Below are 23871 nucleotides of genomic sequence, written 5' to 3'. Positions count from 1 at the left end.
GCGCGTCCCGGAGGGATCAGCCCGCCGCGGCTATGCGTTCCGTCGGAGCCGCCGCCTTGAGCTCCATGTCGCGCCTGCGGCGCCGGGCGAGCACCACGCGGCGCTCGGCGGCGGTGAGGCCGCCCCACACGCCGTAGGGCTCGGGCTGTACGAGCGCGTGCTCCCGGCACTCCACCATCACCGGACACCTCGCGCAGACCTGCTTCGCGGCCTCCTCACGGGACAGCCGGGCAGCAGTCGGCTCCTTCGACGGGGCGAAGAACAGCCCGGCTTCGTCCCGGCGGCACACCGCCTCCGAGTGCCAGGGCCCCGCCTGGTCCTCCCGCGCGGGTGTGCGCTGGGACGGCACGGCGGCGACCTGCAGGGGCTGATGCGGCATGTGCAGCACGGTCCACTCCTGACGACGGCTTGGGGCTTCGTGAGCGAGAGGCGATGCCGACTCCCTACCCGCTGTACGCACGCCTAAGCGCTGCGTGGCGCCGCCCGGTACCCCGCGCGGACAGCCCGCGTCGGTGAATGGCCGAAAACGAGCGGTCTCCCCGCCGTCCGGCTCAGCTGCCGAGGTGCTTCCGCAACTGCCGGTGGAGGTTGGCGATGAGCTTGCCACGCTTGGGCTTTGCCTCGACGTTCCCGAACACCGAATAGCCGTTCACCACGACCACCGGTGCCTCCGGGTCTGCGGATTCCAGTGTGTCGACCTCGAAATTGCCGAAAATGCCCGTTCCGCTGCCGCGTAGCGAGATGTTCTCGGGGACCTTGATGTCGACGCTGCCGAAGATGGACGTCGCGTTGACGACCGTCAGCCGCTGGCCGAACAGCGCCTCGGTGAGGTCGATCTCGACGCTGCCGAAGAGCGCGAAGGCGTTCGTACGCCCGCCGACGCGCCAACGGCCCCTGCGCGTCGAGCTGCTGAAGACCGCCACCAGGTTCTCGGCGGGCCCGGTCGCGCCCTCGGGGCCGTACCCGTAGGCGGAGGCGGCCTGGCGGGAGGTGCCGGCCGGTGCCGGCAGGTCCTGGACCAGCGGCTCGAGTTCACCGACGGTCTTGGCCCGGTAGACCAGGTCGACCCGCTCGGCATGCTCCTCGGCCGTCAGCCGGCCCTCGGCCACGGCCTCCCGCAGGATGTCCGCGATCCGGTCGCGGTCCGCGTCGGAAGCGCGAATTCCGGCGGGCGCGGGACCGGCCGGAGCGACGGGCTGCTGGGGCTGCTTTTCGAGGTCCACCGGACCAGACTACCGAAACGCGATAGATCGCGACCAGTGCCTCACCGGCCTTGCCCGGAATCCGGCCCGCGGATCGGGCGCCCCGGGTGAGCCTTACCTCACAGGCCCGCGGAGCCCCCGGGGTCCTACCCTGGTGGATGCGCTGCCCGAGGGAGGTCAGCCGCTGTCACCGAGTGAGGAATGGCCGTAATGCCAGAGTTTGCGTACTCCGATCTGCTCCCCCTGGGAGAGGACACCACGCCGTACCGGCTGGTGACCGCCGAGGGCGTCTCGACCTTCGAGGCCGACGGCCGTACGTTCCTCAAGGTGGCTCCGGAGGCCCTGCGCACCCTCGCGGCCGAGGCCATGCACGACATCTCGCACTACCTGCGGCCCGCCCACCTGGCGCAGCTGCGGCGCATCGTGGACGACCCCGAGGCCTCGTCCAACGACAAGTTCGTCGCGCTGGACCTCCTGAAGAACGCGAACATCGCCGCCGCGGGCGTCCTCCCGATGTGCCAGGACACCGGTACGGCCATCGTCATGGGCAAGCGCGGCCAGAACGTGCTCACCGAGGGCGGTGACGAGGAGGCCCTGTCCCACGGCATCTTCGACGCGTACACCGAGCTCAACCTGCGCTACTCGCAGATGGCCCCGCTGACCATGTGGGACGAGAAGAACACGGGCTCGAACCTCCCCGCGCAGATCGAGCTGTACGCCACCGACGGCGGCGCGTACAAGTTCCTCTTCATGGCGAAGGGCGGCGGTTCGGCCAACAAGTCGTTCCTCTTCCAGGAGACGAAGGCCGTCCTCAACGAGGCCTCCATGATGAAGTTCCTGGAGGAGAAGATCCGTTCGCTGGGTACGGCGGCCTGCCCGCCGTACCACCTGGCGATCGTGGTGGGCGGTACGTCCGCCGAGTTCGCGCTGAAGACCGCGAAGTACGCCTCCGCGCACTACCTGGACGCGCTCCCCTCCGAGGGTTCCCCGACGGGCCACGGCTTCCGGGACGAGGAGCTGGAGCAGAAGGTCTTCGAGCTGACGCAGAAGATCGGTATCGGCGCGCAGTTCGGCGGCAAGTACTTCTGCCACGACGTCCGGGTGGTCCGCCTGCCCCGGCACGGTGCCTCGCTGCCCGTCGCCATCGCCGTGTCCTGCTCGGCCGACCGCCAGGCGACCGCGAAGATCACCGCCGAGGGCGTGTTCCTGGAGCAGCTGGAGAAGGACCCGGCGCGCTTCCTCCCGGACACCACCGACGAGCACCTGGAGAAGTCCGGTGACGTGGTGCGGATCGACCTCGGCCGGCCGATGGACGAGATCCTCGCCGAGCTCACCAAGTACCCGGTCAAGACCCGGCTCTCGCTGACCGGCACGCTCGTCGTGGCGCGCGACATCGCGCACGCCAAGATCAAGGAGCGGCTCGACGCGGGTGAGGAGATGCCGCAGTACCTCAAGGACCACCCGGTGTACTACGCGGGCCCGGCGAAGACCCCGGAGGGTTACGCCTCCGGCTCCTTCGGCCCGACGACGGCCGGGCGCATGGACAGTTACGTGGCGCAGTTCCAGGCGGCGGGCGGCTCCAAGGTGATGCTCGCCAAGGGCAACCGGTCGAAGCAGGTCACGGACGCGTGCGACGCGCACGGCGGCTTCTACCTGGGCTCGATCGGCGGCCCCGCGGCGCGCCTGGCGCAGGACTGCATCAAGAAGGTCGAGGTCCTGGAGTACGAGGAGCTCGGCATGGAGGCGGTCTGGCGGATCGAGGTCGAGGACTTCCCCGCGTTCGTCGTGGTCGACGACAAGGGCAACGACTTCTTCACCGAGCCCGCTCCGGCGCCGACGTTCACCAGCATCCCGGTCCGCGGCCCGGGCCTCGGCTGACCTCCGGTCACCGCGTCCACGAGGGGTGTCCGGCCGGCGGCCGGGCACCCCTCGGCGTATCCCGGGGGCGCCGTCGGCCGCGTACGGGCGGGTGGCGGTCCCGCTCCGGATACCTTCTGGCGGACGGCGTCCGGGAGGGCGCCCGGGGAATACGTGGCACGCGCCACGTGCTCATCTGCATCAGGAGGTTGGACACCATGGACGGATCGGCCGAGGAGAGCGCGTACCGCGTCGAGCACGACTCGATGGGCCAGGTGAGGGTGCCGGCGCACGCCAAGTGGCGTGCCCAGACACAGCGCGCGGTGGAGAACTTCCCCGTCTCCGGGCAGCGCCTGGAGCGGTCCCACATCGAGGCCCTGGCCCGGATCAAGGCCGCCGCGGCCAAGGTCAACGCCGAGCTGGAGGTACTGGATCCGGACATCGCGGGCGCGATCCAGGAGGCCGCCGCCGAGGTGGCGGCGGGGCGCTGGGACGAGCACTTCCCGGTGGACGTGTTCCAGACGGGTTCCGGCACGTCGTCCAACATGAACACCAACGAGGTCGTGGCCACGCTGGCCACCGAGCGCCTCGGGCGCGACGTCCACCCCAACGACCACGTCAACGCCTCCCAGTCCTCCAACGACGTGTTCCCGTCGTCCATCCACATCGCCGCGACGGCGGCCGTCACGGGCGACCTGATCCCGGCACTCGAACACCTCGCCGAGGCCCTGGAGCGGAAATCGGCCGAATTCGCCGAGGTCGTGAAGTCGGGCCGTACGCACCTGATGGACGCCACCCCCGTGACCCTGGGCCAGGAGTTCGGCGGTTACGCCGCGCAGATCCGCCACGGCGTCGAGCGGCTGCGCGCCTCGCTCCCCCGGCTCGCCGAACTCCCCCTGGGCGGAACGGCGGTGGGCACCGGGATCAACACCCCGCCCGGCTTCTCCGCCGCGGTGATCGCGGAGGTCGCGCGCACGACCGGCCTGCCCCTCACCGAGGCACGCAACCACTTCGAGGCGCAGGGCGCCCGGGACGGGCTCGTCGAGGCGTCGGGCCAGCTGCGTACCGTCGCCGTCTCGCTCACCAAGATCTGCAACGACCTGCGCTGGATGGCCTCCGGCCCCCGGACCGGGCTCGCCGAGATCAGCCTCCCCGACCTCCAGCCCGGGTCGTCGATCATGCCGGGCAAGGTCAACCCGGTCATCCCGGAGGCCGTGCTGATGGTCGCCGCCCAGGTGACGGGCAACGACGCCACGGTCGCCGCGGCGGGGGCGGCGGGCAACTTCGAGCTCAACGTGATGCTCCCGGTGATCGCCAAGAACCTGCTGGAGTCGGTCCGGCTGCTCGCCGGCGCCTCCCGGCTGCTCGCCGACCGCACGGTCGACGGCATCACCGCCGACGTCGAACGGGCGCGGCGGTACGCGGAGTCCTCGCCGTCGGTCGTCACCCCGCTGAACAGGTACATCGGTTACGAGGAGGCGGCGAAGGTCGTCAAGCGGTCCCTGGCCGAGGGCACCACCATCCGGGAGACCGTCCTGGCCGGGGGGTACGTCGAGCGCGGCGACCTGACGGCGGAGCAGCTCGACGAGGCCCTGGACGTGCTGCGCATGACCCGGCCGTGACGCGTATCGCACCGTGCCGGCGGGCGCGTCCCTAAGATCTCTTCATGACAGCGACGGAAGCGGGTACGGGAGCGGGCACCGGGGCCGGTGCGGGGGACGGTGTGCGCTGGTCGCCGGGAGACCGGATCCTCTGGCGCTACCGGGCCAACGGGGAGCCCGGCGGCGGCCAGACGGTCCACATCTGCCGGCCGGTCACGGTCGTCCAGGACACCGACGATCTGCTGGCGGTCTGGATGGCGTCCGGCACCGAGTGCGTGAGACCGGTCCTCGCCGACGGCACCCAGGTGCACGCCGAGCCGCTCGCCACCCGCTACACCCGCCCGCGCACCACGGTGCGCTCCCGGTGGTTCGGCTCGGGCGTGCTCAAGCTCGCCCGGCCCGGCGACCCCTGGTCGGTCTGGCTGTTCTGGGACCGCGGCTGGCTCTTCCGCAACTGGTACGTCAACCTCGAGGAGCCCCGCTCACGCTGGGCGGGCGGAGTCGATTCGCAGGACCACTTCCTCGACATCTCCGTGCGACCCGACCACAGCTGGGAGTGGCTCGACGAGGACGAGTTCGCCCAGGCGCAGCGGGTCGGGCTGATGGACGAGACCACTGCGCTGCGGGTACGCGAGGCGGGGGCGGCGGCCGTCGAGGTGATCCAGCGCTGGGGCGCGCCGTTCAGCGACGGCTGGGAGCACTGGCGTCCGGACCCCCGGTGGCCGGTGCCCCCGCTGCCTGATGACTGGGACAGCACCCCCGCCCGGACACCGTCGTGAGACCCTTGAGGCACCCCAGGGGGGCGAACGTAGGATCGTCTCCCACGAACCGCTCCGCCGGACCGACGCACGACAACCGGCGTGACCGGTCCTGGGCCTGACCACCAGTCACCGAAAGCGTCGCACGAGTCGCACGGCCCACCGAGCCGGACGAACCGTGGGATCGCACGAACCACCGGAGGGGGTGGAGACGTGCTCGCAGTGCGCTGCCCGGCCACCGGAAGACCTCATACCGGCCCTCTTGCCGGGCACACGGTTTCGGCCCCTTTTCCGAGGGCATCCGGTGACAGCCGTTGTTCTCACCGCTCTTGCCGGGGCACAGTGGCGCAACCCCCCGAGGTGACTGTGACTGCCGCATACAACCGGCCCGGACGGACGGAATCCCACGCGTGACGGAGCATCCCACCTCCCACGAAGGCCGGCAGCCTCTCGCCGCCCGGCAGCAGGAACGCGCCCGGCCCCGGCAGCCGGAGGCCCCACCGGGCGCGGCCGCCACCGCCGCGATCCCCGGCCCCTCCCCCGTGCCGAACACGGCGGTGCCCGACGGCGTACCGCATCAGGTGCCCGGCGCACCGGTCGCCGACACCCAGACGCTGACCCGCCGTGAGGGGGACCGGCTGCGCTTCGTCGGCGCGGCGACCCGCCGGATCGCCCGGGGCATAGACCTGGACGAGATCGTGCTGGGTCTGTGCCGGGCGAGCGTGCCGACGTTCTCCGACGCCATACTCGTCTACCTCCGCGACCCGCTCCCGGTGGGCGACGAGCGGCCGGTCCACCCCTTCGTGCTGAGGCTGCGCCGCACCGACAGGCTGCGGCTGGCCGACGAGGAGGGCGGCGAGAGCGGGCCGGAGGGCGAGCGGCTGCGGCTGCCCGTCACCGACGCGCAGGCCGGGCTGCTGCCCGCCGCCGAGCTGTGCGAGATCCAGGCGGGCGGTGCGCTCGCCGAGGTGCTGCGCGGGGTGCGGCCCGTCTTCGGGGACTCCGCGGCGGCCCGTGTCGCCCTGCCGGAGCTGCTGGGGGCCGGCCGGACCGTGCCGACCGGGCACCGCGCGATCCTGGCTCCGCTGCGCGGCCGCCGCCGGGTGATCGGTGCCGCCGTCTTCCTGCGCGGCACGGAGCGACCGCCGTTCGAGGCCGACGACCTGCTGGTCGCGGCCCAGCTGGCCACGCACACGGCGCTCGGCATCGACAAGGCCATGCTGTACGGCCGTGAGGCGTACATCGCCGACGAGCTCCAGCGCACGATGCTGCCCGACTCGCTGCCGCAGCCCACCGGGGTCCGCCTGGCCTCGCGCTACCTCCCGGCCGCGGAGACCGCCCGGGTCGGCGGTGACTGGTACGACGCGATCCCGTTGCCCGGCAGCAGGGTCGCCCTGGTCGTCGGTGACGTGATGGGGCACTCCATGACGTCCGCGGCGATCATGGGCCAGCTGCGCACCACCGCGCAGACCCTGGCCGGTCTCGACCTGCCTCCGCAGGAGGTCCTGCACCATCTGGACGAGCAGGCGCAGCGGCTCGGCAGCGACCGCATGGCGACCTGCCTGTACGCGGTGTACGACCCGGTCGCCCACCGCATCACCATCGCCAACGCCGGTCACCCGCCGCCCGTGCTGCTCCACCTGGGCGGCCGGGCCGAGGTGCTGCGGGTACCGCCGGGTGCGCCGATCGGTGTGGGCGGGGTCGACTTCGAGGCCGTGGAGCTGGACGCGCCGGCCGGGGCCACGCTGCTGCTGTACACGGACGGTCTGGTGGAGTCCCGGTTGCGGGACGTCTGGACGGGCATCGAGATTCTGCGGGAGCGGCTGGCCGCCACCGCCCAGCTGACCGGGCCGGACCACTCGCCGCCGCTGGAAGCGCTCTGCGACGACGTGCTGGACATGCTCGGACCCGGTGACCGGGACGACGACATCGCCCTGCTGGCGGCCCGGTTCGACGGGATCGCGCCGAGTGATGTCGCGTACTGGTTCCTGGAACCCGAGGACGCGGCGCCCGGCCGGGCCCGCAGGCTGGCCCGCAGGGCGCTGAGCCGATGGGGGCTGGACGACCTCTCGGACGAGGTGGAGCTGCTGGTCAGCGAGGTGGTGACGAATGCCGTGCGGTACGCGGAGCGTCCGGTGACGCTGCGGCTGCTGCGTACGGACATCCTGCGGTGCGAGGTCGGCGACGACGCCCCGCAGCTGCCCCGGCAGCGGCGCGCCCGGGAGACGGACGAGGGCGGGCGCGGGCTGTTCCTGGTCAACCGGCTGGCCCGGCGGTGGGGTGCGACCCGGCTGTCCACGGGCAAGGTGGTCTGGTTCGAGATGGCCACCCCGTAGGTCGCCGCGCGGCCCGGCCGGACCGGACCCGTCTCCCGGACGGTGCCGACCGGTAGGGGCGGCCCGGACAGGGCCGGCGGATGACGCGTGTGAGGGGCGGGTGCCGGCCGGCACCCGCCCCTCGTGTGTTGTCGCTACTGACCCAGCAGGGTGTCGCTGCCGGGCCGTTCGCCCGGCGGCTGTTCCCCGCCGTCCCCGGGATCCTTCGTGGCGCTGGGACTTCCGCTCGGGGTCCAGGTGGGAGTGGTCTCGCTCGGCGTCCCGGAGGGCGGAGGCTCCTCGGTGGGTGTCGTGCTCGGCGACCCGGAGGGCGTCGTGGTCGGCGCGCTCGGCGTCCGGGACGGCGTCGTGGTCTCGGACGGGGTGGCCGAGGGGCTCTTGGTCACGGTGGTCTCGCCCCGTTCGACCCCCTGGAGGTCGAAGGTGGCGTCCGAACCGCCCCCGAGGGCGCCCAGGGTGTAGTCGGCCCAGATCTTGGCGGGGAATCCGCCGCCGTTGGCGCGGCCGGAGTTGGCGGTGCCGGTGAGGCTGACCTGGCCGCCGCCCTCCTTGGTGGACTCGCCGAAGAGGGCCACGGCCGTGGTGAGTTCCGGGGTGTAGGCCGTGAACCAGGCGGCCTTGTTGTTCTCGGAGGTACCCGTCTTGCCCGCGGCGTCGTAGGCGGAGGTGTTGGCCTCGCGGCCGGAGCCGATGTCGACGACCTCGGTCAGCGCCTTCGTCACGGTGTCGGCGGACGCCCGGCTGATCACCTGGTCGCCGATGCCGTCGACGGGCTCCATGGTGCGGTCACGGTGCACGGCGGACCCGACGATGGTCGGGGTGACCTTCTTGCCGTGGTTGGCCAGCGTGGCGTACACCCCGGCCATGTCCCAGGTCGAGGCGTTCATGGTGCCGAGGGTGATGGCGGGCCGCTCGGGGAAGTTCTTGTCCGGTACGCCCAGGTCGAGCGCGGTCTTCTTCACGGCGCTCGGGGTGACGTCGACGACCATCTGCGCGAAGACGGAGTTGATCGACTTGTCCATCGCCTTCCGGACGGTCGGGCTGTCGTAGCTGAGGTCGTCCTCGTTCTGGGGGGCGAACGGGGTGTCGCTGCCGACGACCGGGCGCTTGCTGGTGCCGTCGTAGACGGTGTTCAGGCCGATCCGGTCGCCGCCCTGGGTGGTCGACCCGTTCTCCAGCGCGGAGGCGAGGACCAGCGGCTTGAAGGTGGAGGCCGGCTGGTAGTCCTGGCGGGTGGCGTTGTCGAGCCAGTGCTCGGTGGCTCCGACGCCTCCGTACAGCGCGACGACCTTGCCGGTCTTCGGGTCCACGGAGGTGGCGCCGGCCTGGACGGTCGCGTCGACCTTGTTGCCCTTGCGGTCGAGCTGGCTCTCCAGCTGCCGGTCGACCGACTTCTCCAGCTGCTTCTGCCGCTTCTTGTCGATGTTGAGGGTGATCGTCCAGCCGCCGGCGTCCAGCATCTCCTCGGTGACGCCCTGCCGCTTCATCTCGTCGTTCGCGGCCTCGACGAGGTAGCCGGTCTGCCCCTCCATGCCGGGAGCGGCCTTGGGGGACTGGGGGACGGGGAAGGTCAGCTTGTCGCGCTCGGCCCGGTCGAGCCAGCCCTCGCCGACCATGTTGTCCAGCGTGTAGGCCCAGCGCTGCTTGACGAGCTTCTTGCCGGTGGGCGTGGCGTTCGCCCAGTCGTACTGGCTGGGGGCCTGGAGCAGGGCCGCGAGGTAGGCGCCCTGGGCGGTGTCGAGGTCCTTGGCGTCGACGCCGTAGTAGGCCTGCGCCGCGGCCTGGATGCCGCTCGCGCCGCGTCCGTAGTACACGGTGTTGAGGTACCCGGCGAGGATGTCGTCCTTCTTCATCCGCTGGTCGACCTTGAGGGAGATGACCAGCTCCCTGAGCTTGCGGGTGACCGTCTGGTCCTGCGTGAGGTAGTAGTTCTTCACGTACTGCTGGGTGATCGTGGATCCGCCCTGCTTGCCCTTGCCGGAGAGCGTGTTGAACACCCCGCGCGCGGTGCCCTTGAGGTCGACGCCCTGGTCCCGGTAGAAGGACTTGTTCTCGGCGGCGACGAAGGCGTGCTGGACGCTCTTCGGTACGACGCCGAGGTCGACTATCTCCCGGTTGACCTCGGAGTTGCTGCGGGCCAGGAGCGTTCCGTCGCTGTACTTGTAGACGTTGCTCTGCTTCTCGGCCTGGGCGTTGGCCTCCGGCACGTCGACGTACACGTAGAGCGCCGCGAAGGCTCCCATGCCGAGCAGGCACAGCCCGAAGGCCGTTCCCAGGAGCTTCCGCCAGGTGAACAGCCGGCGTATGCCACCGCCCTTGGCCCCGCGGGCTTCCCGCCCCTGGGCTCGCCGCGCATCCGCTCGACCCATCGCTGTGGTGCTCCCGTTCTTCTGCTCGTAACCGCTCCGGTCAGACCTGCCAGCTAACACCGAAAGCCTGGACAAATGGCAAGCGATCCGGCCTTTTCCGGACGTGAGAATCAGCACCCGCCTCTGAAGGAACCGACTCGCCAGGAGTGCACAAGGTTGCGAAACGCGTTAATGTGTAATCACATTGATAGCGCGGCGCCCTGCCGCACGAAACGGGGGACCCATGTCCGCACCGCACGACCTCCCAGGCACGAACGGCCCCGGCGCCGACCTGACGCCGGACGCTCCCGAGATGCCCGCGCCCCAGGTCAGGGAGACGACCGCCCACTCCATCCCGGGTGGCCTCGGGCTCCTGCTGACCGTCCTGGGGGTGTTCCTCGGCGTGGGCCTGGCCATCGTCGGCGGCGTCCTCGGCTCGAACGGCCACAACGGCGCCGGCGTCCCGCTCTTCATCCTCGGGCTGCTCCTCGTCATCGCCTCCTTCTTCTGCATGAGCGGTGTGAAGATGGTCGCTCCGGGCGAGGCCCGGGTCATCCAGCTCTTCGGCCGGTACGTCGGCACGATCCGCGCCGACGGTCTGCGCTGGATCAACCCGCTGACGTCCAGCCGCAAGATCTCCACCCGGGTCCGCAACCACGAGACGGCCGTCCTGAAGGTCAACGACGCCTACGGCAACCCGATCGAGCTCGCGGCGATCGTGGTCTGGAAGGTCGAGGACACGGCGCAGGCGCTCTTCGAGGTGGACGACTTCCGGGAGTTCGTCTCGACCCAGACCGAGGCGGCCGTCCGGCACATCGCCATCGAGTACCCGTACGACGCCCACGAGGAGGGCGGGCTCTCCCTGCGGGGCAACGCCGAGGAGATCACCGAGAAGCTCGCGGTCGAGCTGACCGCACGGGTGCGGGCGGCGGGCGTACGCATCATCGAGTCCCGTTTCAGCCACCTCGCGTACGCCCCCGAGATCGCCTCGGCGATGCTCCAGCGGCAGCAGGCGGGGGCGGTCGTCGCCGCCCGCCAGCAGATCGTCGAGGGCGCGGTGGGCATGGTCGAGATGGCGCTGACCCGGATCGCGGAGCAGGACATCGTCGAGCTCGACTCCGAGCGCAAGGCCGCCATGGTCAGCAACCTGATGGTGGTCCTGTGCGGCGACCGGGCGGCGCAGCCGGTCCTGAACACGGGCACGCTCTACCAGTGACCGACGACGCGGCCCCTCCCCCCGGCCGGGCACCCCGGCGCGGCCCCGTCCGCAAGCAGATGCTGCTGCGGCTGGATCCCGCGGTGCACGACGCACTGGCCCGCTGGGCCTCGGACGAGCTGCGCAGCGCGAACGCCCAGATCGAGTTCCTGCTGCGCCGGGCCCTGGCGGAGGCGGGCCGGCTCCCGGGCGGCGCGGCTCCGATCCCCCGCAGGGGACGGCCCCCGAAGGCCCCGCCGCAGGAGCCGCCGGGACCGGGCGACCGTACGGAGTGACCCGCGCGGAGGTGGGAGCATGGCTCCCACCTCCGCGTTCCGCATGCCCCAGGACCCGTATACACAGTAGGTATACACACCGTGTAGAGTGCCTGGCATGTCAATCGGTCACACCCTCCTCGGGCTCCTGGAGTCCGGCCCACGCCATGGTTACGATCTCAAGCGCGCCTTCGACGAGAAGTTCGGGCACGATCGCCCCCTGCACTACGGACAGGTCTACGCGACCATGTCCCGCCTGCTGAAGAACGGACTCGTCGAGGTCGACGGCGTCGAGACGGACGGCGGCCCGGAGCGCAAGCGCTACGCCATCACCGACGCGGGCATCACCGACGTCGCCACCTGGCTCGCGCAGCCGGAGAAGCCGGAGCCCTACCTCCAGTCGACCCTCTACACGAAGGTCGTCCTGGCCCTGCTCACCGGCCGCGACGCGGCCGACCTCCTGGACTCCCAGCGTTCCGAACACCTGCGCCTGATGCGCATCCTCACCGACCGCAAGCGCCAGGGCGACCTGGCCGACCAGCTGATCTGCGACCACGCCCTCTTCCATCTCGAAGCCGATCTGCGCTGGCTGGAACTGACCTCCGCGCGACTCGGCCGGCTCGCCGAGGTGGTGGCCCCGTGACCCCCGACGGCTCCCTGCTCGCCGCCCACGACCTCCACCAGACCTACGGCTCGACCCCCGCACTCGACGGGGCGACGTTCTCCGTGCACGCCGGCGAGGTCGTCGCCGTCATGGGCCCCTCCGGCTCCGGCAAGTCGACCCTGCTGCACTGCCTCGCCGGGATCATCACCCCCGACGCGGGCACCGTCACCTACGGCGGCCGCGAACTGTCCGCCATGTCCGACGGTGAGCGCAGCGCCCTGCGCCGCACCGACTTCGGCTTCGTCTTCCAGTTCGGCCAGCTCGTCCCCGAGCTGACCAGTGTGGAGAACGTCGCCCTGCCCCTGCGCCTCAACGGCGTCAAGCGCAAGGAGGCCGAACGCACCGCCCTGGAGTGGATGGCGCGCCTGGAGGTCGACAACATCGCCGCCCAGCGTCCCGGCGAGGTGTCGGGCGGTCAGGGCCAGCGCGTGGCCGTGGCCCGCGCCCTGGTCGCCTCCCCCAAGGTCGTCTTCGCCGACGAGCCGACGGGGGCCCTGGACTCCCTCAACGGCGAGCGGGTCATGCAGCTGCTCACCGAGTCCGCCAGGACAGCGGGCACGGCCGTCGTGCTCGTGACCCACGAGGCGCGTGTGGCCGCGTACTCGGACCGCGACATCGTCGTGCGTGACGGGCGTTGCCGTGACCTGGAGTCCGTATGACCTGGCTGCGTGACCTCGGCCTCGGCATACGCTTCGCGGCCGGCGGCGGACGCGAGGGCTGGGCGCGCACCGCGCTCACCGCCATCGGCGTGGGGCTGGGAGTGGCGCTGCTGCTCACCGCCTCGTCCGTGCCGCACCTGCTGGAGCAGCGCTCCGTCCGCAACCAGGAGCGGGGCGAGGTCTCCACCTCGCGTGACGTGGAGGTGGCGAAGTCGGACAGCACGGTCCTGCGCGTCAGCGGGGAGACGGAGTACCGGGGCCTCACCGTCGAGGGCTACCTGATGCGCGCGGAGGGGAGCACCCCCGTCCTCCCGCCCGGGGTCAAGGCCTTCCCCGCACCGGGCGAGATGGCCGCCTCACCCGCTCTCCGTGAACTGCTGGACTCGCCCGAGGGCGCACTCCTCAAGGAGAGGCTGCCGTACCGGATCACCGCGACGATCGGCGACGCGGGCCTGCTCTCACCGGGAGAGCTGTACTTCTACGCGGGCAGCGACTCGCTGACCCCCGCCGCCGGGGCGCACCGGCTGGCCGGGTACGGCTACAAGACCCCGGAAGAGCCGCTCACACCCGTCCTGATCGTCCTCGTGATCATGATCTGCGTGGTGCTGCTGGCGCCTGTGGCGATCTTCATCGCCACGGCCGTGCGGTTCGGCGGCGACCGCCGCGACCGCCGGCTCGCCGCCCTTCGCCTGGTGGGCACCGACATCCGGATGACCCGCCGGATCGCGGCCGGCGAGGCGCTGTTCGGCTCGCTCCTGGGGCTGCTGGTCGGGCTGGTGTTCTTCCTCGTGGGCCGCAGGTTCATCGGCCACCTCGAACTGTGGAACCACAGCGCCTTCCCGTCCGACCTGACACCGGCCCTGTGGCTCGCGGCGCTCGTCGCCGTGGCGGTCCCGCTGTCCGCCGTCCTCGTGACGCTCGTCGCCATGCGTTCGGTGGCGGTCGAGCCGCTGGGCGTCATGCGCAACACCCGTGGCGGCCGGCGCCGTCTGTGGTGGCGCCTGCTGATGCCCGTCGCGGGACTGGCCGTGCTGGGAACGACGGGCAAGGTGGACGAGTTCAGCCCCGTCAACCCGTACCCGATCGCGGCCGGCGCCGTGCTGGTCCTGTTCGGGCTCGCGCTGCTGCTGCCCTGGCTGGTCGACGCGTGCGTCAACCGGCTGCACGGCGGTCCGCTGCCCTGGCATCTGGCGGTCCGCCGGCTCCAGCTGAACAGCGGTGCGGCGTCCCGCGCGGTCAGCGGCATCACCGTGGCGGTCGCCGGAGCGGTGGCCCTTCAGATGCTGTTCGCCGCCGTGGGGGACGAGTTCGACAAGGTGACGGGGCAGGACACCTCGCGTGCCCAGTTCCACACCTTCTCCGAGAAGGTCGGCGGGGACGCGGCCGCCCACACCATCGAGGAGTTCCGGTCCACCAAGGGGGTGGAGAAGGTGATCGGCGTCGTCGAGACGTACGTGACCAGGCCGGGAACCTTCGGGGACGACGAGGTCACCCCCACCACCTCCCTCAGCATCGGCGACTGCGCCACCCTGAAGGAGCTCGCCCGGATCACCTCCTGCGCGGAGGGCGACGTCTTCGTCGTCCACCCGAGCGACGACAAGGAGTTGAGCGACTGGGTCGACGAGACGGCGCGCAAGGGCAAGCCCGTCGAGCTGAACCCCGTGTACGGCATCGAGGGCGAGGCGAAGGGCAAGGAGTCCGTCCACTGGATCCTGCCCGCCGACGCCCGTACGGTCACCGCCGCCAAGGACCCGATGGGCGAGGAGCGCTGGGGCATCATGGCGACGGTCGGTGCCATCGACCCGCGCACCCTGCCCAGCGCGCAGACCATCGCGCAGATCAAGGTCGACGGGGGTGTGAAGGACGTCGCCGAGTACGTTCGGAACACGGCGGCCAGGATCGACCCCGGTATGCGGGTCGCCACCCTGACCTCCGTGGCGCGCGACCGCCAGTACGCCAGCGTGCAGACGGGGCTGGCGCTCGGCGCGGCGGCCACCCTGATGCTGATCGCCGCGTCCATGCTGATCTCCCAGCTGGAGCAGCTCCGGGAGCGCAAGCGGCTGCTGTCGGTGCTGGTCGCCTTCGGCACCAAGCGCGTCACCCTGGGCTGGTCGGTGCTCTGGCAGACCGCGCTTCCGGTGGTCATCGGTCTCCTGGTCGCCATCGTCGGCGGCCTCGGGCTCGGCGCCGTGATGACCTGGCTGCTGGGCAAGACCGTGACCCAGTGGTGGCTGTTCCTGCCGATGGCGGGTGCGGGCGGGGCCCTCATCGTGGCCGTGACCCTGCTCTCGCTGCCGCTGCTGTGGCGCCTGATGCGCCCGGACGGCCTGCGTACGGAGTGAGGACCGAGGGGTGGGCGCGCCGGGGGGCGCGCTCACCCCTCGCCGGGTATCCGTACGGGGAGCGCCGCCATCGCACCGCGCAGCGCGGCGGCCAGTTCCTCGAACTCCTCGTGCCGCGCCGAGCCGGCGCGCACCGCCAGCGCCACCCGCCGCGAGGGTGCCGGGTCCGTGAAGTACCCGGTGGCCAGGGCCCCGTTCCGCCCGGTCTCCACCGTCACCGCCGTACGCGGCAGCAGGGTCACCCCGAGCCCGCCGGCGACGAGCTGCACCAGCGTGGAGAGCCCGGCCGCGGTCGTCGTGACCGGCGCCCCCTCGGTGCGCCCCGCCTCGCGGCAGACGTCCAGGGCCTGGTCGCGCAGGCAGTGCCCCTCGTCGAGGAGCAGCAGCGGCAGGTCGCGCAGGGCCTCGCGCGGCAGGCCGGTCCGGCCGGCCAGGCCGTGCCCCTTCTCCATGACCAGCACGAAGTCCTCGTCGAACAGCGGCAGCTCCGTGACACCCGGCACACCGAGCGGCACGGCGAGCAGCAGCAGGTCCAGCCGCCCGGCCGCCAGCCCGTCCAGCAGCGAGGAGGTCTGCTCCTCGTGCACCTGGAGGTCCAGCTCCGGGTAGCGCTCCCGCACCAGCCTGAGCACGGCCGGCAGCAGATACGGCGCGACCGTCGGGATCACACCGAGCCGGAGTACGCCGGTGAACGGCGCGCGCACCGCCTCGGCCTCCTCCATCAGCTCGCCGAGAGCCTCCAGCACCGCCCGGCTCCGCACCGCGAGGCGTTCACCCGCGGGGGTGAGCAGCACCCTGCGGGTCGTACGCTCGATGAGCTGGACACCCAGTGCCACCTCCAGCGCGGACACCGCCCCGGAGAGCGCCGGCTGACTCATGCCGATTGCTGCCGCCGCGTCCCTGAAGTGCAGATGCTCCGCCACGGCCGCGAAGGCGCGCAGCTGCGAGAGGCTGGGCTGCTTGACCCTGTTGGCCTGATTTACATACGCCACTGATAGGCACCTCCGATCATCGCGACCGAGTGTAGCTATTTCCGTGATCAATGCACTCTGTGCCAAGGTGGGGACTGTCCAACCCCCAGGAACGCCCTCAAAAGGGGATTTCCTACGCAGCAAGGAGTGCGCGTGCTCACTGTCGGTGACAAGTTCCCCGAGTTCGACCTGACCGCTTGCGTGTCGCTGGAGAGCGGCAAGGAGTTCGAGCAGATCAACCACAAGACCTACGAGGGTCAGTGGAAGATCGTCTTCGCGTGGCCGAAGGACTTCACCTTCGTGTGCCCCACCGAGATCGCCGCCTTCGGCAAGCTGAACGACGAGTTCGCCGACCGTGACGCGCAGATCCTCGGCTTCTCCGGTGACTCCGAGTTCGTGCACCACGCCTGGCGCAAGGACCACCCGGACCTGACCGACCTGCCCTTCCCGATGCTGGCCGACTCGAAGCACGAGCTCATGCGTGACCTCGGCATCGAGGGCGAGGACGGCTTCGCCCAGCGCGCCGTCTTCATCGTCGACCAGAACAACGAGATCCAGTTCACGATGGTGACCGCCGGTTCCGTGGGCCGTAACCCCAAGGAGGTCCTGCGGGTCCTCGACGCCCTGCAGACCGACGAGCTGTGCCCCTGCAACTGGACCAAGGGCGAGAACACCCTCGACCCGGTCGCCCTCCTCTCCGGCGAGTGAGCTGATACGGACATGGCACTCGACGAACTGAAGTCCGCCATACCGGACTTCGCCAAGGACCTGAAGCTGAACCTCGGTTCGGTCATCGGCAACAGCGAGCTCCCCCAGCAGCAGCTCTGGGGCACGGTCCTCGCCTGCGCGATCGCCTCGCGCTCGCCGAAGGTGCTGCGCGAGCTGGAGCCGGAGGCCAAGGCCAACCTCTCCGCCGAGGCGTACACCGCGGCGAAGTCGGCCGCGGCCATCATGGCGATGAACAACGTGTTCTACCGCACCCGGCACCTGCTGTCGGACCCCGAGTACGGCAACCTCCGTGCGGGCCTGCGGATGAACGTCATCGGCAAGCCGGGCGTGGAGAAGGTCGACTTCGAGCTGTGGTCGCTCGCCGTCTCCGCGATCAACGGCTGCGGCCAGTGCCTGGACTCGCACGAGCAGGTGCTGCGCAAGGCCGGCGTCGACCGTGAGACCATCCAGGAAGCCGTCAAGATCGCTTCGGTGATCCAGGCGGTCGGCGTGACCCTCGAATCCGAGGCCGTGCTCGCCGAGCAGTGAACCCGCAGTACCTTGGTACCGGAAGGGCCCCGTCGACGACCGACCGTCGGAGGGGCCCTTCTTCCGTGTCCCGGTGCTACCGCTTCCGCTCGTCCGACGGGCCGGGGTCCGCCTCGTCGCCCGGCTCCTCCGCGGCGGCGGGTCCCGGCGGCTGCGCCGGAGGCAGGGTGGAGAGCGCGGTCGCGCCGTGCGGCCCCGGCCCCTGGAGCACGGCCGGGTCCTGTCCGTACGAACGCAGGTAGCCGACGACCGTGTTGGTCACCGCCACCAGGGGCACGGCGACGACCGCACCGCCGATACCGGCGATCATGCCGCCGGCGGCGACCGAGAGCACCACGGCCAGCGGGTGGACGCGCACGGCGCGGCCGAGGATGAAGGGCTGAAGGATGTGGCCCTCGATCTGCTGCACGGCGAGCACCACGATCAGCACCATCAGCGCGGTGAACACCCCCTGGGTGACCAGGGCGACGACCACGGCGAGGGCCCCGGAGACCACGGCGCCGACCAGCGGGATGAAGGCGAAGAGGAAGATGAAGACGGCGAGCGGGACCGCCATCGGCACGTCGAGGAAGTAGATCCCCAGCCCGATGAAGATGGCGTCGATCAGGGCCACGATCACCGTGCCCCGCACATAGGCGGTCAGCGTCCGCCAGGCGCGCGGCCCGGCGCCCGCGACGCCCGGCCGTGCCTGGGACGGCACGAGCTTGAGCACCCACTCCCAGATCCGCTTCCCGTCGTACAGCAGGAAGAGGGTCGAGAACATCGCCAGCAGCAGTCCGGTGAGGACCTCCACCATCACGGTGACGCCCTGGAGCCCGGCGGAGGTGATCTCCTCGGTGTTGGTGCCGATGGTGTCGCTGAGGTTCTTCGCGATGTCGTTGATCTGCGACTCGGTGACGTGGAACGGGCTGTCCAGGAGCCAGCGCTTCAGCTCGTCGATACCGTCACGGACCCGGTCGGACAGCGTGTCCAGGTTGTCCATGACCTGCCACACCACGAACCAGCCGACCAGGCCCATGATGACGAAGCCGAGCACGGCGGTGACCGCGGTGGCGAGCCCGCGCGGCAGCCCGAGGCGCCTGAGGCGTACGACGGTCGGCTGGAGCAGCGCCGTCACCAGCAGGGCGGCGACGAAGGCCAGGACGACCAGCTGGATGGCGCTGATGACGCGCATGAGGACCCAGAGCGTGCCCGCCAGGACCAGCAGCCGCCAGCCCGCCTCGGCCGCGACGCGCATTCCCCACGGGATCGCGGCGACCGGATCGGGCCTGGCGGCGACGGTGGGGGCGTAGGCGGGCGGGGGCGGCACCTGTTCGGCCGCGACGGTGGAGAGCGTGGACGAGGAGACGCTCGCGGCGTCCACCTCGTCGCGGCGCTCGTCCTCGGCGCGGCGTTCTTCCAGGCGCGCCCCGATCTCGGTGAGTTCGGTGCCCAGCCGGCCGAGCCACCCCGGAAGTTTTGACATGGAATTTTTCCTTCCCCCATACGCTCCACGCACGCCCCCGGAGCTGTCCGGACGACCGTACACGCGAGATGCCCCGCACCGTAGGACGGTGCGGGGCATCTCGGAGTTGAGCGCGGAACCTCGCGGGGCTCCTAGTACCAGTTGTTGGCCTGCCAGAACGACCAGGCTCCGCACGGGCTGCCGTAACGGCCGTCCATGTAGCTGAGGCCCCACTTGATCTGGGTGGCCGGGTTGGTCTGCCAGTCGGCACCGGCGGACGACATCTTGGAGCCGGGCAGCGCCTGCACGAGGCCGTACGCCCCGGAGGAGGGGTTGCTCGCGCGGTAGTTCCAGGTCGACTCGTGGTTCACGATGTTGCTGAAGCACTGGAACTGGTCGGCGGGAACCATCTGCCGGGCCATCGCCTGCACTTCGGCCACCGAGTAGGAGCCCTGGGCCGAGAAGGACGAGGCGTCGCGGACGGCGGACCGGCTCGCGCGCTCGGCCTCCTTCTTCTCCTTGGCCTCGCGCTCCGCCTCCAGCTTGTCCTCGGCCGCCTGCTTCTTCGACTTGGCGTCCTTGGCGGCCTGGATGCGGGCCGTCTCCTCGGCGGACTTCTTCGCCGCCGCGTCGGCCGCGGACGCCTGGGCGTCGGCCTGCTGCGTCAGCGAAGCGGTCTGCACCTGGGCCTGCTGGCCCGCGGGGATGTCTGCGAGCAGCGTGGTGTCGGCTGCGGCCGCCTCGAAGTTGTTGTCGTCGACAGCGGGGGTGCTGCCCGACGCAACGCCTACGACGGCGCCTACGGTGGTGACCGCGGTGGCTGATGCCACGGCGAACCCCCGGACCGAGATCCGGCTCACACGGTGTCCTTCCAGCATCGCCCGCTTAGGTGACCTCGCGGGCGCAATCGTGCCCTTGACACTGGCCTCCCTACTGCATGGGTCACGGGAGGCACGGGCCCGGTGGGCGACTCCCTCTCGGGAGCGCCGCGTGGTGCTCGCGGGCGGCATACGGACGGCGATTGTTGAGTTGTGTGGTGCGGGGCGCCTTCGGAGGTGCCCAAGTGCCGTATGCGGGGCCTGACGGAAGCAAGACTCTGCCGGAAGGACACGGCGTGTTGCAATTCTGTGTTGCGTGGGAAAGCTCACACCCCGTTTGGCGCAGGACTTTCGCGGAAATGACGGCGCAGCACGATGCCGCCCGGCTAAGCTCCTTGGCTCGCCGGGCGGCATCTATGGTGCGTTCAGGGTCAGATGTGCCCGTCCTCCAGCATTTCGGTCACCAGCGCGGCGATCTGCGAGCGCTCGGACCGGGTGAGCGTGATGTGCGCGAAGAGCGGATGCCCCTTCAGTTTCTCGACCACGGCGACGACTCCGTCGTACCGGCCGACCCTGAGGTTGTCCCGCTGCGCCACGTCGTGCGTGAGCACCACCCGGGAATTCGCCCCGATACGGGACAGAACGGTCAGCAGGACGTTCCGTTCCAGGGACTGCGCCTCGTCCACGATCACGAAGGCGTCGTGGAGCGAGCGGCCCCTGATGTGGGTGAGCGGCAGGACCTCGAGCATGCCGCGTCCCAGCACCTCCTCGATGACCTCGCGGCCGGCGACGGCCGACAGCGTGTCGAAGACGGCCTGCGCCCAGGGGCTCATCTTCTCGGCCTCGCTGCCGGGGAGATAGCCGAGCTCCTGCCCGCCGACCGCGTACAGCGGCCGGAAGACCATCACCTTCTTGTGCTGTCTGCGCTCCAGCACGGCCTCCAGGCCCGCGCAGAGCGCGAGGGCCGACTTGCCGGTGCCCGCCCGGCCGCCCATGGACACGATGCCGACGTCCGGGTCGAGGAGCAGGTCGAGCGCGATGCGCTGCTCGGCGCTGCGGCCGTGGATCCCGAAGGCCTCCCGGTCGCCGCGTACGAGGCGTACGTTGCCCTCGGCCGTGACCCTGCCGAGCGCCTTGCCGCGCTCGGACTGGAGGACCAGGCCCGTGTGCACCGGGTACTCGGAGGCCTCGGGGATGTACAGGCTCTCCTCGCCGAACAGCAGGTCGACCTGTTCCGCGGCCAGGGAGAGTTCGGCCATGCCGGTCCAGCCGGAGTCCGTGACGGCCAGCTCGGCGCGGTACTCCTCCGCCAGCAGACCGACCGAGGACGCCTTGATCCGGAGCGGCAGGTCCTTGGAGACGACCGTGACGTCGTACCCCTCGGCCTGGAGGTTGCGCGCGACCGCGAGGATCCGTGAGTCGTTGTCCCCCAACCGGTAGCCGGCGGGCAGGACGCCGGGGTCGGAATGGTTGAGCTCGACACGGAGCGACCCGCCCAGATCCCCGAGCGGGATCGGGGCGTCCAGCCGGCCGTACCGGACGCGGAAGTCGTCCAGGAGGCGCAGGGCCTGCCGGGCGAAGTATCCGAGCTCGGGGTGGTGCCTTTTGGCCTCCAGCTCCGTGACCACGACGATCGGCAGAACGACCTCGTGCTCGTCGAACCGGGTCATGGCTTTGGGGTCGGCCAGCAGGACGCTGGTGTCGAGAACGTAGGTGCGCCTGTCGGGCATGCGGCGCTTAGTGCTGGTCACCACGGAAGGACGTACCCCCTCGGACGAGGTCGGGGAGTGCGACGGACGTCGCGGAACTTCCCGAAGGGAGAGGACGGACCGGGTTCGGACCCCGTGCGCGGGCCGAACACCGGCCCTCCGCGTCGGCCGCACGGTGTGCGGTCCTTCGTGTGCAAAGGGCCTCCCGGGCGAGCGGGCTGGGTGCCGCTCACTTGGCTGCGACGTCCGCCCGGTTACTGACCGGACGTCGACCTGAGAGCTGTATTCCCTCGAACGCGCGAAGCCATGCCCCGGCCTGCGACAAGGTCCGCCTGACCGGCCCCCCGGCATCCGCTCCCGGCCCCCGGCCGTCCGGCGGGCGGACCGCGCCGCTCAGGCCCCGTAACGCCGGTGGCGCGCGGCGTAGTCGCGCAGGGCCCGCAGGAAGTCGACCTTGCGGAAGGCGGGCCAGAAGACCTCGCAGAAGTAGTACTCCGAATGGGCGCTCTGCCAGAGCATGAAGCCCGACAGCCGCTGCTCCCCGCTGGTGCGGATCACGAGGTCCGGGTCGGGCTGTCCGCGGGTGTAGAGGTGCTCGGAGATCAGGTCCGTGGAGACGACCTCGGCGAGCTCCTCGAAGGTCGTGCCCCGGGAGGAGTGCTCCAGGAGGAGGGAGCGGACCGCGTCGGCGATCTCCTGGCGCCCGCCGTAGCCGACGGCCACGTTGACGATTATCCCGTCGACGTCCGCCGTGGCCTCCTGCGCCTCCTTGAGGACGATCTGGGTCCTGGCGGGCAGGAGGTCGAGCGTGCCGACGTGGTGGACGCGCCAGCGCCCGTCGGACGCCAGCTGGCGCACGGTGTTCTCGATGATGCCGAGCAGCGGGATGAGCTCCGCCTCCGGCCGGTCGAAGTTGTCGGTGGACAGGAGCCAGAGGGTGACGACCTCGACGTCGGTCTCGCTGCACCAGCCGAGCAGCTCCGAGATCTTGTCCGCCCCGGCCTGGTGCCCCTGCACGGCCGAACCGCCGGACGCCTTCGCCCATCGCCGGTTGCCGTCGAGGATGACTCCGATGTGCTTGGGTACCTGATCGTGATCCAGGCGGCCTCCCACCCGGCGTGCGTAGAGCCTGTACACCAGGTCACGCAAGTTCACTGAGTTCACCCTCTCGGTTCCGTACGGGCCCGCAGCCCGCCCTCCCCCTCACCGGGGGTCCGGGGCCGACCCCCGGGGGATCACCGTGCGGTCCGCGCACCGCGCTCCCGCGCCGCGGATCGGCATGTCCCGAAGACGCCACATTACTGCGGACGGGTCACGGGGGCCCAACCCGGTGCGTCACAACTCCGTGATAAGGAGTGAAACGTGACTGATTCCCTTACCTACCTCGCCGACGCTTCGCGTTACGACACCATGGAGTACCGCCGGACGGGCCGCAGCGGGCTCAGGCTGCCCGCCGTCTCGCTCGGCCTCTGGCACAACTTCGGCGACGACCGCGCCCTCGGTTCCCAGCGGGCGATCCTGCGCCGCGCCTTCGATCTCGGGGTGACCCACTTCGACCTGGCCAACAACTACGGCCCGCCGCCCGGCTCCGCGGAGCTGAACTTCGGCAAGATCTTCCAGCAGGACTTCGCCCCCTACCGGGACGAGATCATCGTCTCCACGAAGGCGGGCTACCGGATGCACCCCGGCCCGTACGGGGAGTGGGGCTCCCGCAAGTACCTGCTGTCCTCGCTCGACGCCTCGCTGCGGCGGACGGGCCTGGACCACGTCGACATCTTCTACTCCCACCGTTTCGACCCGGCCACCCCGCTGGAGGAGACGATGGGCGCCCTCGCCTCCGCCGTCACCCGGGGGAAGGCGCTGTACGCGGGCGTGTCCTCCTACAACGCGGAGCAGACCGCAGAGGCGGCGCGGATCCTCGGGGAGATGGGCGTGCCCGCCCTGATCCACCAGCCGTCCTACTCGATGGTCAACCGCTGGGTGGAGGCCGACGGGCTGCTCGACACGCTGGAGAGCGCCGGGATGGGCTGCATCTCCTTCGCCCCGCTCGCCCAGGGGCTGCTCACCGGCAAGTACCTGGCGGGCATCCCCGAGGGTTCGCGGGCCAGCCAGGGCAAGTCCCTGGACCCGGATCTGCTGTCCGACGAGATGGTGCGCCGGCTGCGGGGGCTGAACGACATCGCGCGGGCCCGGGGGCAGTCCCTCGCCCAGCTCGCGCTGAACTGGGTCCTGCGCGACAGCCGGATGACCTCGGCCCTGATCGGCGCGTCGAGCGTGAAGCAGCTGGAGGAGAACGTGGCCGCGCTCGCCGCACCGGCGCTGACCGCGGACGAGCTGAAGGAGATCGACACCTTCGCCGTGGACACCGCGAGCACCAACATCTGGGCCAACCGGGGCTGACGCGGGGGCCTCCCGGACGCCGGATCGTGTCCCTC

At 70.9% G+C, this 23871-nt stretch carries 20 protein-coding genes; 12 read left to right on the top strand and 8 right to left on the bottom strand.

What is annotated here, in order from left to right; genetic code table 11:
* Positions 1–16 precede the first annotated feature (16 nt).
* Together ACFVS9_RS02370 and ACFVS9_RS02365 are read right to left on the bottom strand one after the other, a co-directional pair.
* Complete coding sequence (locus ACFVS9_RS02370; protein ID WP_383116805.1) at positions 17–388, bottom strand: WhiB family transcriptional regulator; 372 nt, start codon at positions 386–388, stop codon at positions 17–19.
* 163 nt (positions 389–551) lie between these two features.
* Positions 552–1223, bottom strand: a complete 672-nt coding sequence (locus ACFVS9_RS02365; protein WP_383116804.1) for a DUF1707 domain-containing protein — start codon at positions 1221–1223, stop codon at positions 552–554.
* Positions 1224–1412: 189 nt separating this feature from the next.
* Here ACFVS9_RS02365 and ACFVS9_RS02360 point away from each other — a divergent pair, with 189 nt between their 5' ends.
* From ACFVS9_RS02360 to ACFVS9_RS02345, 4 genes are all read left to right on the top strand, one after another.
* The gene (locus ACFVS9_RS02360; protein WP_389929559.1) at positions 1413–3080 is read left to right on the top strand and encodes a fumarate hydratase; all 1668 of its coding nucleotides are present in this window, start codon (positions 1413–1415) and stop codon (positions 3078–3080) included.
* A 197-nt stretch (positions 3081–3277) separates the two neighbouring features.
* The gene (locus tag ACFVS9_RS02355; protein ID WP_389929557.1) at positions 3278–4681 is read left to right on the top strand and encodes a class II fumarate hydratase; all 1404 of its coding nucleotides are present in this window, start codon (positions 3278–3280) and stop codon (positions 4679–4681) included.
* 44 nt (positions 4682–4725) lie between these two features.
* The gene (locus ACFVS9_RS02350) at positions 4726–5439 is read left to right on the top strand and encodes a DUF402 domain-containing protein (protein WP_383116801.1); all 714 of its coding nucleotides are present in this window, start codon (positions 4726–4728) and stop codon (positions 5437–5439) included.
* A gap of 389 nt (positions 5440–5828) precedes the next feature.
* On the top strand, positions 5829–7754 hold the full coding sequence (locus ACFVS9_RS02345) for a SpoIIE family protein phosphatase (RefSeq protein ID WP_383116800.1): 1926 nt from the start codon (positions 5829–5831) through the stop codon (positions 7752–7754).
* A gap of 134 nt (positions 7755–7888) precedes the next feature.
* On the opposite strand, the gene ACFVS9_RS02340 is transcribed toward ACFVS9_RS02345, so the two are convergent.
* Positions 7889–10123 (bottom strand): transglycosylase domain-containing protein, encoded by a 2235-nt coding sequence (locus ACFVS9_RS02340; protein ID WP_383116799.1) that lies wholly within the window; start codon positions 10121–10123, stop codon positions 7889–7891.
* Positions 10124–10346: 223 nt separating this feature from the next.
* On the opposite strand from ACFVS9_RS02340, the gene ACFVS9_RS02335 reads away from it, so the two are divergent.
* The 5 genes from ACFVS9_RS02335 (at position 10347) to ACFVS9_RS02315 (ending at position 15237) form a co-directional block, all read left to right on the top strand.
* A complete protein-coding gene (locus tag ACFVS9_RS02335) occupies positions 10347–11318 on the top strand; it encodes an SPFH domain-containing protein (RefSeq protein ID WP_383116798.1) in 972 nt (323 codons plus the stop codon).
* A 59-nt stretch (positions 11319–11377) separates the two neighbouring features.
* Positions 11378–11593, top strand: a complete 216-nt coding sequence (locus ACFVS9_RS02330) for a hypothetical protein (protein WP_383116807.1) — start codon at positions 11378–11380, stop codon at positions 11591–11593.
* 97 nt (positions 11594–11690) lie between these two features.
* Entirely contained in the window at positions 11691–12215 is a 525-nt protein-coding gene (locus ACFVS9_RS02325; RefSeq protein ID WP_383116797.1) for a PadR family transcriptional regulator, read from the top strand.
* A complete protein-coding gene (locus ACFVS9_RS02320) occupies positions 12212–12895 on the top strand; it encodes an ABC transporter ATP-binding protein (protein WP_383116796.1) in 684 nt (227 codons plus the stop codon). The genes ACFVS9_RS02325 and ACFVS9_RS02320 overlap by 4 nt, the downstream gene beginning before the upstream one ends.
* A complete protein-coding gene (locus ACFVS9_RS02315; RefSeq protein ID WP_389929554.1) occupies positions 12892–15237 on the top strand; it encodes an ABC transporter permease in 2346 nt (781 codons plus the stop codon). Before ACFVS9_RS02320 ends, ACFVS9_RS02315 begins: the two co-directional genes overlap by 4 nt.
* 32 nt (positions 15238–15269) lie before the next feature.
* Here the strand turns inward: ACFVS9_RS02315 and ACFVS9_RS02310 are convergent, their stop codons facing one another.
* Entirely contained in the window at positions 15270–16229 is a 960-nt protein-coding gene (locus ACFVS9_RS02310) for a LysR substrate-binding domain-containing protein (protein WP_383116794.1), read from the bottom strand.
* Between the two features lie 132 nt (positions 16230–16361).
* On the opposite strand from ACFVS9_RS02310, the gene ACFVS9_RS02305 reads away from it, so the two are divergent.
* Both ACFVS9_RS02305 and ACFVS9_RS02300 read left to right on the top strand, forming a co-directional pair.
* Complete coding sequence (locus tag ACFVS9_RS02305; RefSeq protein WP_018100933.1) at positions 16362–16916, top strand: peroxiredoxin; 555 nt, start codon at positions 16362–16364, stop codon at positions 16914–16916.
* A 12-nt stretch (positions 16917–16928) separates the two neighbouring features.
* Entirely contained in the window at positions 16929–17465 is a 537-nt protein-coding gene (locus tag ACFVS9_RS02300) for an alkyl hydroperoxide reductase (RefSeq protein ID WP_033297974.1), read from the top strand.
* Between the two features lie 76 nt (positions 17466–17541).
* On the opposite strand, the gene ACFVS9_RS02295 is transcribed toward ACFVS9_RS02300, so the two are convergent.
* The 4 genes from ACFVS9_RS02295 to ACFVS9_RS02280 form a co-directional block, all read right to left on the bottom strand.
* The gene (locus ACFVS9_RS02295) at positions 17542–18930 is read right to left on the bottom strand and encodes an AI-2E family transporter (protein ID WP_389929551.1); all 1389 of its coding nucleotides are present in this window, start codon (positions 18928–18930) and stop codon (positions 17542–17544) included.
* Between the two features lie 131 nt (positions 18931–19061).
* Positions 19062–19769: a lytic transglycosylase domain-containing protein gene (locus tag ACFVS9_RS02290; RefSeq protein WP_383116792.1), complete on the bottom strand. Its 708-nt coding sequence runs from the start codon at positions 19767–19769 to the stop codon at positions 19062–19064.
* Between the two features lie 389 nt (positions 19770–20158).
* Positions 20159–21481, bottom strand: coding sequence for a PhoH family protein (locus ACFVS9_RS02285; RefSeq protein ID WP_383116791.1), 1323 nt, complete (start codon positions 21479–21481; stop codon positions 20159–20161).
* Positions 21482–21829: 348 nt separating this feature from the next.
* Complete coding sequence (locus tag ACFVS9_RS02280; RefSeq protein ID WP_383116790.1) at positions 21830–22591, bottom strand: isoprenyl transferase; 762 nt, start codon at positions 22589–22591, stop codon at positions 21830–21832.
* A gap of 207 nt (positions 22592–22798) precedes the next feature.
* Here ACFVS9_RS02280 and mgrA point away from each other — a divergent pair, with 207 nt between their 5' ends.
* Positions 22799–23836: an L-glyceraldehyde 3-phosphate reductase gene (gene mgrA / locus ACFVS9_RS02275; protein ID WP_383116789.1), complete on the top strand. Its 1038-nt coding sequence runs from the start codon at positions 22799–22801 to the stop codon at positions 23834–23836.
* Positions 23837–23871: the final 35 nt, after the last annotated feature.

Origin of the sequence: Streptomyces sp. NPDC058008, from assembly GCF_042886395.1 — a bacterium.
GTDB lineage: Bacteria > Actinomycetota > Actinomycetes > Streptomycetales > Streptomycetaceae > Streptomyces.
The sequence above is the reverse complement of the archived record's forward strand: the minus strand, read 5'-3'. Positions and strand labels throughout refer to the sequence as shown.

Coding starts and splice junctions, on each gene's coding strand:
- ACFVS9_RS02360 (WP_389929559.1), top strand. CDS start 1,413: ATGCCAGAGTTTGCGTACTCCGATCTGCTCCCCCTGGGAGAGGACACC.
- ACFVS9_RS02355 (WP_389929557.1), top strand. CDS start 3,278: ATGGACGGATCGGCCGAGGAGAGCGCGTACCGCGTCGAGCACGACTCG.
- ACFVS9_RS02350 (WP_383116801.1), top strand. CDS start 4,726: ATGACAGCGACGGAAGCGGGTACGGGAGCGGGCACCGGGGCCGGTGCG.
- ACFVS9_RS02340 (WP_383116799.1), bottom strand. CDS start 10,123: ATGGGTCGAGCGGATGCGCGGCGAGCCCAGGGGCGGGAAGCCCGCGGG.
- ACFVS9_RS02335 (WP_383116798.1), top strand. CDS start 10,347: ATGTCCGCACCGCACGACCTCCCAGGCACGAACGGCCCCGGCGCCGAC.
- ACFVS9_RS02330 (WP_383116807.1), top strand. CDS start 11,378: ATGCTGCTGCGGCTGGATCCCGCGGTGCACGACGCACTGGCCCGCTGG.
- ACFVS9_RS02325 (WP_383116797.1), top strand. CDS start 11,691: ATGTCAATCGGTCACACCCTCCTCGGGCTCCTGGAGTCCGGCCCACGC.
- ACFVS9_RS02315 (WP_389929554.1), top strand. CDS start 12,892: ATGACCTGGCTGCGTGACCTCGGCCTCGGCATACGCTTCGCGGCCGGC.
- ACFVS9_RS02300 (WP_033297974.1), top strand. CDS start 16,929: ATGGCACTCGACGAACTGAAGTCCGCCATACCGGACTTCGCCAAGGAC.
- ACFVS9_RS02295 (WP_389929551.1), bottom strand. CDS start 18,930: ATGTCAAAACTTCCGGGGTGGCTCGGCCGGCTGGGCACCGAACTCACC.